This window comes from Flavobacterium sp. (assembly GCF_041392085.1).
GTDB lineage: Bacteria > Bacteroidota > Bacteroidia > Flavobacteriales > Flavobacteriaceae > Flavobacterium.
In genome coordinates, this window is sequence record NZ_JAWKMW010000009.1 from 106497 (window position 1) to 121224 (window position 14728).

Here is a 14728-nt window from a genome sequence, read left to right on the forward strand (position 1 = left end):
TAATAAGTTTATTTGTAATTGTATAGTGAACAAGGAATAATATGTTCTTATTGATTTTTACCCCTTCAAAAATACTACTTTTGAGTTTTTGGAGTTTGTATAATTATGTTGAAAAAGGGCTTTTTAGGGATATTGTTACTCTTGGTTTCCGGGTTATGGGCTCAGGAAAACGAAACACCTTATAAAAAGAAAAGAATTACCGTTTCAACCGATACAATTTCGCTCGAAAAAGGGAGTATTAACAAGGAGTTTTTCAAAGTTCTAGACGGAAATGGTAATCCGATTGACACAGCTTTTTATAACGTTAACTTCCAAAAAGGGACATTCGTTTTTAAAAATAATTTTCAAACCTACGACACGCTAACCGTTCGTTATCTCACTTTTCCTGAATTTTTAACCAAAACATACAGTGTCTATGATGAAAGTAAGGTTGTTCCTAACTCTAAGGGAAAAGGTCAATTGTACTCACTTTCCAAAGATAGAATCAATAACTTTAAACCTTTTGATGGACTTACCACTTCTGGGAGCATTACCAGAGGTGTTACCATTGGAAACAATCAAAATGCAGTTGTCAATTCAAATTTAGATTTGCAAATTGTTGGAAAATTGTCTGATAAAGTAAGTTTACGAGCTTCCATTCAGGACAATAATATCCCTTTACAAGAAGGTGGTTATTCGCAAAAGTTGGACGAATTCGACCAGATTTTTATCGAATTGTATTCGAATAAATGGACTATTCGAGCTGGGGATTTGTTTTTAGAAAACAGACAATCCCGCTTTTTGAATTTTAATAAAAAGGTACAAGGTCTTTCTACACAATTTCAACTGGGCGAAGAAGGAAATAAAACCACCCTTTTTGCCTCGGCTGCTTTGGTTCGTGGTCAATATGCCAAAAGTACTTTTGTAGGTCAGGAGGGAAATCAAGGGCCATATAAACTCAGAGGAAACAACGGTGAGTTATATGTATTAGTGATTTCCGGTTCTGAACGGGTTTTTGTCAACGGCATTCTCTTGCAAAGAGGAGAAAATAATCATTACACGATAGATTACAATGCCGGAGAAGTAACCTTTACTTCACTTTTCCCCATCAATTCCGAAATGCGGATAAACATTGAATACCAATATTCTGACCGCAGTTTTACCCGATTTGTAACCTATGGCGGAGCAACACACGAAAGAGAAAAATGGAGTATTGGAGGATTTATATATTCTGAAAATGATGTCAAAAATCAACCTCTGCAACAAGATTTGTCGCAAGAGCAAGTTGAAATTTTACAAAATGCGGGCGATAACATCAATCTGATGAATGCTCCTTCTGCGTTTGAAGATTCCTTTTCTGAAAACAAAGTTTTGTACCGAAAAATAACTGTCTCCGGTGTGGAAGCTTTTGAATTTTCTAATAATCCGGAAGAAACTTTATTCAATGTTCGTTTTTCATTGGTGGGAAATAACCAAGGGAATTATATCTTAGCCAACAACCAAGCGGTGGGTAGAATTTACCAATATATTGAACCCATAAACGGAATTCCGCAAGGAAATTATGAACCGATTATTCGACTGATTGCTCCTACCAAAATTCAAATTGCCACCGTGATGGGAAAATACAATCCATCCGACAAAACCAATGTTGATTTTGAAATAGGCATCAGCAACAATGATTTGAATTTATATTCCAATTTAGATAATGAAGACAATCAAGGTATCGCAGGGAGGCTTAATGCCAATCAACGCCTTTTTACCAAAAAATGGACATTGGATGCCTTTGCAAATGTGCAATTTATACAAAAAGATTTCAGAACCATAGAGCGATTGTTTACCATCGAATTTAATCGGGATTGGAATTTGACTTCTCCTACCGGAAATCAAAGTTTGGTTATTTCCGGTTTACGATGGAACGATCCTGAAAAAGGTTTTGCCACTTATCAATTGGAAAAATTAGACTTTTCCGATAATTTTTCGGGAATCCGACATGTGTTGAATGGAAGATTTCGGCATAAAAACTGGACCGTTTCCAACAACAGTAGTGTGATGAAAAGCGATGGCTCTGTTGCCAATTCCACTTTTGCCCGAAGCGAAACCCTAACCAAATATGATTGGAAAAAAAATTGGGTGGGTGGTTCACTTCGATTGGAAGACAATAGCGAGAAAATTGTTGCCACCAACACTTTTTCTCCGCTCAGCCAACGGTTTTTAGAATATGGCGGTTTTGTTGGTCGTGGAGATTCAACCAAAGTTTTTATGGAAATTGGCTATTTACATCGCGTGAACGACAGTTTGCAAAATGGGTTTGTACAACGGGTAAACCGTTCGCATTCCTATTACTTAAAATCGAGATTATTGCAAACTGAAAAAAGTGATTTAAGCGTTTTTATCAACTATAGAAATTTAGCATTTGAAGATAAAACGCGTCCAAACGAACCTTCGTTGAATTCCCGTATTTTGTATAATGACCGATTTTTTAAACAATTCCTTTTGCTGACCACTGCTTATGAAACCGCTTCAGGAACCTTGCCACAACAAGAATTTACCTATTTGGAAGTAGAACCCGGACAAGGTGTTTTTATGTGGAATGACTATAACGGCAATGGTATTCAGGAATTACAGGAATTTGAAGTCGCTCCATTTCCCGACCAAGCCAAATATGTTCGAGTATTTTTACCGAATCAAATATTCGTAAAAACGCATCAAAACAAGTTTTCCGTTTCACTTACGATGAATCCTTCCATCTGGCAAAATGAGACAGGATTTAAAAAGTTTTTGTCCTACTTCTACAATCAAACTTCGTTTTTAATTGACCGAAAAATCGAACGCAATTCCGATAATTTCAACCTCAATCCGTTTAATAGTGATGAATCAGAATTATTAGGATTGAATTCGAGTTTTATGAATAGTTTCTTTTTCAACCGTGGGAAACAACATCATTCGGTTACCTATACCATTTTGAAGAGCAGAACCCGCAATTTATTATCGATTGGTTCACAAGAAAACATCAATTTTGCTCATCAAGTGCAATATGCTCATTTGCTAAAAAAGAGTTGGCTGTTTGCCTTGTCGGGAAAAACATTAACCACCGAAAGCATTTCTGATAATTTTCCGGCACGCAATTTTGATGTGTTAGGTTATCAAATTGCTCCGAAATTGAGTTATTTATTTTCAAAAAATACGAGTTTGGATGTGTTTTATGAAATGCAAAACAAAGAAAACCAATTAGGTAATAGTGAAACTTTAAAACAAAGCAGATTAGGTACTTCCTTCACGTATGCAGGCGAGAAAAAATTCACCATGAATGGAGAGTTTTCGCTTTACAACAATGATTTTACAGGCGATGCTTTATCAGCAGTAGGTTTTCAAATGTTAGAAGGTCTTCAACCCGGGAGAAACCAAACGTGGCGATTACTCATCCAAAAAAACTTGACCCAATATTTAGATGTAAATATCAATTACCAAGGAAGAAAAAGCGAAACCAGTGATACGATTCACACGGGAAGTATCCAGTTACGAGCATTTTTTTAAACCAATTTGTTAAAAATAAAAGCATTTCTTTTTTAATGATTATATTTGAATGGATAAAAACGAATGTTATGCAATCAAAATCGATAGTACTTTTCCTTTTGGGAAGTTCACTTTTTTTCACTTCCTGTAAAAAAACAGAGGAAGCACCGGCTTCAAAAGAACAAAAAACAGAAACAACTGCGAAAGAAACACCGGCTTCAAATGATGTTTCCAATATAACCACCACTCCGGCTCCGGCAGCTAACCAAACGGCTACTCCGGCAGGGCAACCACCAAAATTAAATCCACCACATGGTCAACCTTTTCATCGTTGTGAAATTGCCGTTGGAGCACCTTTAGACGGTTCTGCACCGGCACAAGGGGCAACACCTGCTCCTGTTCAACAAAATGCCCCGAAATCATTTTTTAAAACGGTTCAAAGTGAGCAACAAGCCAACGCAACTCAACCAGTAGCCACAGCTCCAACAACACAAGTAAAACCGACTTCCACTCCAACACCAACCACCGCAAAAGTAGATGGTCCAAGACCAAAAAATAATCCGCCACATGGTCAACCGCATCACCGATGTGATATTAAAGTGGGTGATCCATTACCGGATGCCTAAAATTATGAAACAAAAAAAACCGCAATCTAATTAGACTTGCGGTTTTTTTGTGGAGAAGATGGGGCTCGAACCCACGACCTTTTGGCTGCCAGCCAAACGCTCTAGCCAACTGAGCTACATCCCCAAATCGAAGGCAAATTTAAGTAAATTTATTTTATTTTATCTCTTTTCTGTTTTTAATTTTTCTGAGCGATCAATTGTACTTTAATTTGTAATTTTGTTCGGATTCTTTTTACTATAATCGAAAATGAAAAACTTGCTTTTATTCGTTCAAGCTGTTGATATTGAAGATAAACTAAAAAATGCTCCTGACGATTCCTATCAAATTGGTTTGATCATTGGCTCATTTATTCCTTTTATTGTGTTGGTGGGAATTGCCTATTGGATGTATTATGCGGCAAAAAAAAGAGAAAATAAATCCTAGCATTACCTATCTTTGTGCCGAAATAAATGTGAAATGGCAAAAATTAGAATTACCAAACAATTTAGTTTTGAAACCGGACATGCCCTTTACGGTTACGATGGAAAATGTAAAAATGTGCACGGGCATAGTTATAAACTTTCCGTGACGGTTATTGGAACACCGATTACAGATCATTCAAATGTAAAATTCGGAATGGTAATTGATTTTGGTGATTTAAAAAAAATTGTAAAAGAAGAAATTGTTGACCAATTTGACCACGCTACCGTTTTTAATCAAAACACACCACATATTGAATTGGCTAATGAGCTAAAAAATCGTGGTCATCATGTTATTTTAGTAAACTACCAGCCAACCAGTGAAAATATGGTGATTGATTTTGCAGAAAAAATCAAAAAAAGACTCCCTAATACCATCGAATTGCATTCTTTAAAATTACAAGAAACAGAGACATCCTTTGCTGAATGGTATGCGTATGACAACTAATACTCATCTTGATTATAAAGAAAACCCCTGAAAGTAAATTGTTTCAGGGGTTTTGTTTTATTGTTACTGTTATTTTATTTCTTCACAATCAAGAACTCACTTCGTCTGTTTTCTGCGTGTTGTTCTTCGGTGCAAGCGTCTTTACAGTCTGTTTTAGGTTCTGTTTCACCCATTCCTTTACCGGAGATTTGTTCTTTTGCAATTCCTTTTGACAGGATGTACTGAACCGTTGATTTAGCTCTGGCATCGGATAATCGTAAGTTGTATGCATCACTACCTCTGTTATCGGTATGTGATTTAACTAAGATAACCATCGCTTTGTTGTTTTGTAAAACTTGAACCAGTTTGTCTAACTCAAAGGCTCCCTCTTGGGTGATGTTACTTTTGTTAAACTCGAAGAATATCGGGTTAAGGATAATCTCTTTCTCGGTCACAATTACATCAATTGGGTTCAAGGCGGCTTCTACTTTTCTTGCCTCGCCTTTGCTGGCTGCTACCGGGAAGGTATTGCTCTCATAACCGTCTTTTGAGGCTTGTATCGTATAGGCTTTGTTACACTCTACATAATACGCCACCTCACCATTGGCTCCTGATGTTTCTGTAGCAATCACGTTTTTCTTATCATCCACAATGGCTACTTTAGCATTGGCAAGTACTTTGCCTGTTTTAGCATCAGTAACTACTGTGATTACCTCTACGCCACATACGGGTGTAGCAAGGTAAATATTATCAACACCCGAGCGGTTGGTAGACAAAAATCCGATGTTCTTCTCTGCATTTAACGAAAATGCAAAATCGTCTTTCTCACTGTTAATTGGTTTTCCTAAGTTGGTTGATTCACCTTTGGTCATATCATAGGCAAAGACATCCAACCCACCAAACCCTTGTCTGCCACTTGAGGCAAAATAAAGCGTTTTGTTGTCTTCTGTAACAAACGGGAAGTTCTCCTCGCCTTCGGTGTTTACTTTAGGTCCTAAGTTCTCCGGTTCGCCATAAGAACCATCTGCATTAACGGCCACTTTCCAAATATCTGTTCCACCGATACTACCGGGTCTGTTGGAAGCAAAATACAACGTTTTACCGTCTTTACTCAAGGAAGGGTTTCCGGTAGAGTAGGTATTGCTATTGAATGGCAATTGGGTGATGTTTGACCATTTCCCGTTGGCCATGGTAGCCTTAAACAAGTTGACTTGACCTAACTTGGCATTGATGGATTTGTCTTTCTCATAGCCGTCTTTTTCTTTAAAACTCTCGCTTGAAAAATAAATCGTGTTTCCATCAGCACTAAGGGAAGAAGGGCCATCGTGCCATTTTGAATTTAAATCGCCTACCGGCTCTGCATTAGTGATGGTTCCATCTACATTATAAGTGGCTTTATAAATATCCAAATAGGGCTCTTCGTTCCAACCGTAGTTCTTTCTGGCTCCGTTTCGGGCACTGGTAAAGTAAAGGTTATTTTGGTGTAATACCGCTCCAAAATCTGATTTTTCACTATTGATATCCAGTGACTTTACATCAAACTTCTTTTGTTTGTCTAGTAAACTCGGAAGGTAGTTTGGATTGGCTTTAAAATCTTTTGCTCGTTGATCACTAGGTGCTTTGGAGGCAAAACTTTGCATTTGTTTGTTGGCCTCTTCATACTTACCTTGTGCTTTGAGCATTTGGGCATAACGGTAGTAGGTTTCGGCATCTTGTGGTGTTTCAACGGCTCTGGCGTACCACTTGGAGGCTTCCGAGGCGTTAAAGGTGTTGAAATAACTGTCGCCCAACTGTTTGTAAACATACCCGTCTGCTTTTCCTTTCTCGGTCAGTTTAAGGTATTCTTGGGCGGCATCAACATATTCCAATCGTTTGAAAAGCTTATCGGCTTTTTGGGTGTCTTTATTTTGGGCACTAAGTGAGGTAAGACTTAAACTTACAATACTTAGAATCGATAGATATACTTTTTTCATCGTTTGAGTTGCTTTTTAGGTTAGAAAAATCGTGGTGAACGGGATACTTTCTTGGGGAAATTTACATCAAACAACAAGAAAAACTCGTGTGAAGAAGGAGTGGTGATATTCAAATCTGAGACGATGTGATCATAGGCATAACCAACACGAAGATTGGGGGTGATGGCATAATTAATCATCGCTCCAAAACTGTCTTCTAGACGATAGGTCGCTCCAATTTCAAACTTCTCAAAGAATAAAAAGTTGGTCGATACATCCAAGGAAGTAGGTGCGTTAAAAGCTGACTTTAACATTGCAAAGGGTTTGAATTTTGTGTTCGGACTCAAATCAAAGACATATCCCGCTGTTAAAAAGTAGTGCGAAACCTCCGAACCAAATTCTCTCTCTTGTCCATTATCGCGTAAATCCAAATGTTTTGACTTAAGCATATTGGGAACCGAAAAAGCAATGTAATACTTGTTGGTGTAATAAAAGAGTCCTGAACCAATGTTCAAATACGTGTTACTGATGTTTTCACTAAAAGCCGGGTCGTTTTCCTGTGGGAGCGTGTTGTATACATCGCTAAACAAACCAACATTATGAAAGGTAAGCCCCGCTTTTAATCCAAAAGCCAATTTGTGCTCTCCGCCTAAGTTAAGCGTATAGGAGAAGTCAGCATACGCATTGTTCTCTTCTACAGGTCCTATCTTATCCGAGATAACACTCAATCCTAACCCCACATTTCTTCCTACGGGCATGTGTCCGGAAAAAGTAGCTGTGGTGGGAGCATCTTCAATGTCAACCCATTGTTTTCTGTAAAGTAATCCAAAGGATAGATTCTCTTTACTCCCTGCATAGGCCGGGTTTATTACGTTCATATTATACATGTACTGTGTATAATGTGGATCTTGCTGGGCTTTGGTTTCAAAGAAACTAATCGCGGCGATCAATGTTGCAAAATATATTTTTCTCATTTCTTTATAGGGTTTATTTTTTTAAACTCACCATTACTGTTTTTCTGTAATGGTGAGTTATGTATATCTACTAACGCTCTCTGTTGATATAAATCCAACCGGTTTTAGCTTCAATGTTATTGAACTCTATCACAAAGTAGTACGTACCATCGGGTAATTCATCACCGCTATTGGTTTGTCCATACCACTGATTGCTGTAGTTTGTTCTATCATATACCTTAGTTCCGTAACGGTTAAAGATAGATAACTTTCGAACATCAAAGTCTGTTAAATCAAAGAAATCATTCAGCCCGTCAGCGTTTGGTGAAATCCCTTTTTGAATGCCGCAATTCTTTATCACTACCTCAAAAGATGATTCGTCAAAACATCCTTGCGATGTTCCGGCATAAATGTATACCATTTGATCTTCTTCCAGAGCTTGTCCGGCAAATAATTGAGTGCCGGTGGCACCGGGACCTGTGTAATACGCATTACCTGTTGATAATTCCGGTAAGAAGTAGCGTGTACACTCTTCAACATCACTTAACTCATCTGCCTCTACTGATACAAAAGTAACCGTAAAGCTAGACTCTGATGAACATCCTGCTAAAGTACCCTGAGCAAAGATATAAACCGTTTGCGGAGTAGTACTAACGGTAACTGTGGTAAGTACATTACCCATTCCGTTTGGCTCTGAATAGTAAACACCATTGGTTAACGCCGGTAACACATAGTCTCCATCTGTAGCACAAAGTATTTGGTCTACACTTGTATCAACCAATGGTCGGGCAATAACCTCAACAGTCATCGTCTGTGTTGTAGCACAAATACCTTCACTTGGCTCAAAAGTATACGTGGTTTGTCCTGCTGTTGCACTACTAAAGGCAGGACTCCATGTTCCTGTAATTCCATTTTGTGATGTCTGGGGTAAACTTGCTGTTTCTCCCACACACAATGGACCTACTTGTGCAAAAGTTGGCACAACTCTATCGTTGATTGTAATGAACACCGAAACAACATCAGCACATTCACCCATAGCAGGAGTAAATACATACTCTACATTTTCTCCAGGAACAGAAGTGTCTATTGCCGAAGGATTCCATGTTCCATTTATACCATTCTCTGATACAGAAGGTAAAGCATTCGGAGTATCATCTAAACAATACGTTGTGGTTAAAGCCGTAAATAAAGGCGTTGCTGGGGTACTGATTGTTATTGTTATTACTGTTGTATCTTGACACTCAACACTCGCATCAGGGGTAAAGGTATAAGTAGCTTCTCCCAAGGTAGCCGTATCAATGACTGCCGGTGACCATGTTCCCGGTACAGAATTGTTCGAAACCGGTAAAGCATCTGCCATAGCTCCCTGACAATACGTGGTAGTTATCGGTTCAAATGTAGCCACAACAGTAGGACGAACTTCAACACTTATTGTTGTCGCAATAGCACATTCTTGTGTGCCATCCGGTGTAAATGTGAAATCAAACATTCCCGGTACACTCGTGTCAATCACTCCACTCCAAGTTCCCGTTACGCCCTCTAAAGAAGTAGTCGGTAAAACCGGTGGCTCTACTCCCTGACATACTGATATAACATCGAACGTTGGTAATATCTCAGTGGATACCGTGACAGTAAAGCTACTTTGATCTATACAGTTTGGAACAGTTTCAGAACTTGCATAAATGTAAATCGTAGTTGTTTCTGTAATAACTTCTCCTGGAAGTAAGGGTGTTCCTAAACCATCTGCTTGAGTATAATATGCATTATTAGCACTTAAATTAAGTAATGTGTAACTTTCACAAACTGTTACATCTGTAAAAACATCTGCAACTATTGTGTTAATTGTGATAGTAAACGATTCTTCATCAGAACAATCATTGTTTTGAACATAAACAAATAGCGTGGTTGTTTCTGTAATTTCTGTACCGGCAATCAGTTGCTCTCCGGCTCCACCTGTTTGTGTGTAATAATTTCCAACTGAAAGTTCAGGAAGTACAAAAATATCACAAGCTGAAATATCCTCAATTGGTTCTACATCAACAAAAGGAATAACTGTCACCGTTGAAGATGCTGTATTAGCACATCCTCCAAAGTCAACAGTAACTTCATAAATACCAGCTGTTGTTACAGAAATTGAACTGGTTGTATCAGGAAGTGGATTGGTATCAACTGTCCAAAAATAAGAAACAGAATTCGGATCATAGTTGGTTGGTGTTACTTCAATCGTTCCTGTAGCACCTTCGCAAATAGAGAAATCAGCCGTTATCGTAAACTGAGGAGTTAAGTCTTCAACAATTAATTGAAAATTATTCAACGCAAAACAGTCACCACTCACAGGAGAAACTCTGACATAAATGGTTTGAGGATTTTCTGTATTGTTAAATGCAGTTGGATTAGCAATAACGTTTTGATTAAGTGTAGCGTCTTCTTCAGTTAAATAATATCCAATAACATAATTGTTTCCTAAAGGAGCTGTCAACGGCTCATCATTTTGAGTTAAATCAAACGTACCAAAGCCTGATGCACTACAGAAGTATAAATCATTTGGTTCACCAGTTACAAAATCATCAAAATATTCAATCACAATCGAATCTGAAGTACTACAATTGGTGTTAGTATATTGTGCTATAAGCGTGTATTGTCCCGACTCATCAACTACAATAGAAGAACCTGTTTCTTCAGCAATAATATCTCCATCTAAAAGCCATTGGAAGGTAAATGTTTCCGGGTTTAAACCCGAATCAATTACTGTAGTATCTCCAGGACACAAAGCATTTCCGGAAGCAATTAAAAAGTCTTCCCCTAATTCAATATCACCAATATTGAAACTTCCACCTTTTAAGAATACAGCTGAATCGAAAGAGTTATCTAAACGATCAGCGATAACCAACTTAATACGGTAGGTGTTATTAGGGATAACAGTAGATGAGGCTGTCATTGGGATAGTTAATCCGTTGAAATTAGTAGGGGCTCCCAAAGGATTTAATCCGGTTGGTAACTCATAGAAATTATCAAAATATTCAGGATTTACAGAATCACAATCAGGGTTGTGAGCCTGATCACGAATAGTAACAACTGATACAGGAACATTTGTATTAGGAATTACTGCAAGATTGGTTGTAGTATTAGTGCTTAAATCAGTTAATAAAAAAGCAAAGGCATCTGAAAAATTACATTGATAGGTTCCATATTCTTCAGAGGCAAAAATAAAATCAAAACTCATAAAATCCGTTAATGGAACAAAATCAAACTCAATAATTGAAGCATTTCTTGAATTCATAGGATTGCCAGTTGCAGCTAGAACAATTGCTTCCAAATCATTATCTCCAACCCAAGCTTGATTACCATCACCCAAGTCAGTTAGATTTGGACCCGGGGCACTTGCTGCATTACCTGTTGTCATTACAATTCCATTTTCAAAAGGGAATGTTGATCCATTTTGTTCAAAATAACCTATTCCATTGGTAGATCCAAAATTACTTCCCGTAGACCAAGTAATGTTACTCACCAACGCACAAGTAGAATTAATCAAAACGTCTTGTACCAATTCCGGCACAGTATATTGCGTAGTATTTGCTGAAATTGGAGGAGGAATAGTACCAATACAAATATCAAAAGTAGAAGTTTGATTTGGAGTTGCTGTCCATGTGTAAACTCTAATTTTATAGGTTTGACCAGGGGTTAAATTTGTAGCAACACTCTGATTAGCATCACTGCAGTATAATTGTGTTAAATTTCCACACTCATCCCCTTCATATAAAACATGAAATAAATCTGCGGTAGAGCCGGTAACATTTAATAAATCAATAGAGTGTGCAGTTGTTTCTGCTACAAATTCAAACCAAACATCATCATCGTCTGTTCCAAAACAAGTGTTAGGTTGTGAGGAGGCTGTTGCACCAATAACAGTTCCGCTTACAGTTTGTCCACAATTTGTATCCGGATTTACAGGGACAGAAATTGCGTTATCACACTCATCATTTGCAATTAAAGTAACAAAAGCTCTTGGTCCGGCCCAATTACTTAAGTCATTTATGTCACATATGGCTCTTACATAAAACACATAAGCAGTTCCGGGATTTAAATCATTTACTGTATATGTTGGTTCTGAAACAACAACACCTGTATCTGTTGGAAGAGGTGCAGGAGAACCGGCAGGTAAAATGATTACTTCCCATGATGTGGCTGTTCCAATTTCATTCCAAGTTAAGGTAGCACCGGTTTGTGTTAAAGCTGAAGCTACTAATGTATTTGGCTTAGGACAGCTTGGCGGTGTACAACTCACAAAGCCAGAAAATAATGTTGTGCCTTGTGTTCCTTCACCCGGTAATTTTATAAACAATTGTTCTCCAAAAGGATCAATAATTTCAACGCCTACTTCAAAGGCAAAATTACCACCTGTATTCCAGAACAATTCAAAAGGTAAATTATCACAAAGTGGTACTGTGACAGTAACCGGTCCCAAACCATTTGTAAAAGTTGGGCCAATAACTCCAACTACAATACCATTTTGTGTGACATTCATCGTGTTTCCATTCCATCCATCACCAAAGCTATCGGTCAAAACAAAAGAATACAAACATTGTTCAGACACCTCACAAATAGTTGTATTAAACGTTGTTGGTGCTGTCCAATTACTTGGTGTAGGCGTTGAACAAATTGCTCTAACATACACATCATATAATGTAGCGGCTGTTAAATCGGTTAATTCATACGAATTACCAGTAACAACTTCACCAGTACTGACTTCTGTTGGTGCGGGAGAACCTGCAGGTAAAACAATTACCTCGTACTGGGTTACTCCGGTAATAGGAGGCCATGATACTGTAGCAGAGGTGTCTCCGATATTAGTAACGGCTACACCGCTTGGGGGTAAACAAGCCGGATTATTACAATCTACAATTCCAGAGTATAAGACGCTACCAACCAATCCGGGTGAAGATGTTGTTAAAGCATACAGTGTCTGATTAAACTGAGGAGGGTTAATGATTGAAACTCTAACTTCTGTAGGGAAGCCACCACCATTTTGCCAGAATAAATCAAAAGGCAGTCCGTCACAAAGCGAAACAGTAATATCTACCGGCCCAGAGCCATTTGTAAATGTTGGCCCTAAAGTTGCCACAGTAATTCCGTTTTGTCGAACTAACATTGTTGCTCCATTCCAACCATCACCAAAACTGTCCTGCAACCTAAAAGTGTAGGTACACTGTTCACTTGGGTCACAAATAGTGGTATTAAACAAAAATGGTCCTGACCAAACACTGAATGTCCCGTCGCCACAATCTGCTCTAACATAATATTGGTAGGCAGTTGCTGGTGTCAATTCATCAACAGGAAAATCTATGTTAGTTGTTGCAAGTTCACCTGAACCACTTGGAATACCTGAACCCGCGGGTTGTACCGCCACTTCCCAAGCTGTTGCACCACTTGGATTAGACCATGAGAGTTCTGCAGATGTTTGTCCTATGTTAGCTGCGGAAAGTGAAGCTGGTGGTGGACAATTAACAACTTGCAGCGTTAAAGTATAAGCAACACTTTGTGGTGCAGCCCAAGTTGAAATAACAATATAATACGTTTGACCGGCAGTTACCGGTAAATCAATCACTCTGGGAGTTTGATCTCCATTGGCCACACCGGCAACACAACTAACTCCAACATTTGCACAACTGTTATATACGAATAATCCGGACCATGATCCGGTAGGTGTCATTGTAATATTAATAACACCATTATTTTGTGCTGTGAATGAATAAAAAACATCATCTCCATCTAAGAAACCACTAGCACTTCCACAACCTGTACCCGGGCTTCCATTAACATCATCTCCATATCCGGAAGTGTTGTCTGTAGTTGAATAAGGTAAAGAGGTTATTTGGATAGGGGCATTACACGTTTGTCCGGGAGAAGTGGTTAAAAAATTTGCCGGACCAACCCATTCACTATTACTCTGTTCGCAAACCGCACGAACATATACTTCGTATTGAGTTGTAGCCGAGAGTCCGGTTGCATTGTAGGAAGTTCCGGAGACTACTTCACCAGATCCGGTAGGAGTGTTAGGGAATTCCACTATTTCAACTTCAAATTGAGAAGCCCCACCGGGATTATCCCAAGTAATCGTGGCACTATCTAACGAAATACCACCTACTTGTATGTTTTCCGGATTGATGCACTGTTCGACCAATCGCATATCATCTACAATCCATCTGTCTCCGGTGGGAGCAGCTGTAGGTTGAGTGACCAACATGACAAAAGCAATGTATATATCTTGTCCAGCAAATCCTGCAACTCCTAAATCGACTGTTTTTTCTTCGCAGATGTTGAATATTGTATTCAACTCCGCCTCAGTCCATTGAGCTACTATGGTAAATCCACTGGTTTGAGAGACTGTAGAAACTCTAATTTGGTAAGTTGTGTTATCAAATCCATTGATTGTGGAACGTGTAGAGAACAATAATTGACCGTTTTGAGGAACGGTCATTAGGTCAGTTACCATCCATTTTTCAGAAGTGTTTCCAACGCCAATGTTTTCACGACCATTTACAAAGGCAGAAATTGTTCCCTCACACACCGTTGGGGGATTGGTTACTGTTGAGATGGTAGTCCATTGATTGGTACCAAATCCATTATTATATACTGTCCATCCGGTTGGAATTCCTCCTTCAAAATTCTCTTGAGAAAAGGAAACCGTTCCGGTCAGTATAAATAACAGCAGTAGTAAAGTAATTTTTTTCATAAAAATAAAGTTGTTTAGGTTGTTGTTATTTAGACAACTAAAATAGAAAAAAAAACATGGAGGAAAATGCAAAAACGATAAAATGA

At 38.4% G+C, this 14728-nt stretch carries 7 protein-coding genes and 1 tRNA gene; 4 read left to right on the top strand and 4 right to left on the bottom strand.

Features of this window, described 5'->3' with window-relative positions; translation table 11 throughout:
• Positions 1-105 precede the first annotated feature (105 nt).
• Positions 106-3513: a hypothetical protein gene (locus tag R2782_RS09215; protein WP_371267941.1), complete on the top strand. Its 3408-nt coding sequence runs from the start codon at positions 106-108 to the stop codon at positions 3511-3513.
• Between the two features lie 68 nt (positions 3514-3581).
• Positions 3582-4118, top strand: a complete 537-nt coding sequence (locus R2782_RS09220) for a hypothetical protein (RefSeq protein WP_371267942.1) — start codon at positions 3582-3584, stop codon at positions 4116-4118.
• A 50-nt stretch (positions 4119-4168) separates the two neighbouring features.
• On the opposite strand, the gene R2782_RS09225 is transcribed toward R2782_RS09220, so the two are convergent.
• Positions 4169-4242, bottom strand: a tRNA-Ala gene (locus R2782_RS09225).
• A gap of 123 nt (positions 4243-4365) precedes the next feature.
• Between R2782_RS09225 and R2782_RS09230 the strand changes: the two genes are divergently transcribed.
• A complete protein-coding gene (locus R2782_RS09230; protein ID WP_371267943.1) occupies positions 4366-4542 on the top strand; it encodes a hypothetical protein in 177 nt (58 codons plus the stop codon).
• A 33-nt stretch (positions 4543-4575) separates the two neighbouring features.
• Entirely contained in the window at positions 4576-5025 is a 450-nt protein-coding gene (locus R2782_RS09235) for a 6-pyruvoyl tetrahydropterin synthase family protein (RefSeq protein ID WP_371267944.1), read from the top strand.
• A gap of 74 nt (positions 5026-5099) precedes the next feature.
• Here the strand turns inward: R2782_RS09235 and R2782_RS09240 are convergent, their stop codons facing one another.
• The 3 genes from R2782_RS09240 to R2782_RS09250 form a co-directional block, all read right to left on the bottom strand.
• Complete coding sequence (locus tag R2782_RS09240; RefSeq protein ID WP_371266712.1) at positions 5100-6977, bottom strand: OmpA family protein; 1878 nt, start codon at positions 6975-6977, stop codon at positions 5100-5102.
• 20 nt (positions 6978-6997) lie between these two features.
• Positions 6998-7930 carry a type IX secretion system membrane protein PorP/SprF gene (locus R2782_RS09245; RefSeq protein ID WP_371266711.1) on the bottom strand — a complete coding sequence of 311 codons (933 nt, stop codon included), beginning with the start codon at positions 7928-7930 and terminating at the stop codon, positions 6998-7000.
• 70 nt (positions 7931-8000) lie between these two features.
• Positions 8001-14642: a choice-of-anchor L domain-containing protein gene (locus tag R2782_RS09250; protein ID WP_371267945.1), complete on the bottom strand. Its 6642-nt coding sequence runs from the start codon at positions 14640-14642 to the stop codon at positions 8001-8003.
• Between the last annotated feature and the right edge of the window lie 86 nt (positions 14643-14728).

Excerpts from the sequence above, each read along its gene's own strand:
- R2782_RS09215 (WP_371267941.1), top strand. The coding sequence starts at position 106 with ATGTTGAAAAAGGGCTTTTTAGGGATATTGTTACTCTTGGTTTCCGGG.
- R2782_RS09220 (WP_371267942.1), top strand. The coding sequence starts at position 3,582 with ATGCAATCAAAATCGATAGTACTTTTCCTTTTGGGAAGTTCACTTTTT.
- R2782_RS09230 (WP_371267943.1), top strand. The coding sequence starts at position 4,366 with ATGAAAAACTTGCTTTTATTCGTTCAAGCTGTTGATATTGAAGATAAA.
- R2782_RS09235 (WP_371267944.1), top strand. The coding sequence starts at position 4,576 with ATGGCAAAAATTAGAATTACCAAACAATTTAGTTTTGAAACCGGACAT.
- R2782_RS09240 (WP_371266712.1), bottom strand. The coding sequence starts at position 6,977 with ATGAAAAAAGTATATCTATCGATTCTAAGTATTGTAAGTTTAAGTCTT.
- R2782_RS09245 (WP_371266711.1), bottom strand. The coding sequence starts at position 7,930 with ATGAGAAAAATATATTTTGCAACATTGATCGCCGCGATTAGTTTCTTT.
- R2782_RS09250 (WP_371267945.1), bottom strand. The coding sequence starts at position 14,642 with ATGAAAAAAATTACTTTACTACTGCTGTTATTTATACTGACCGGAACG.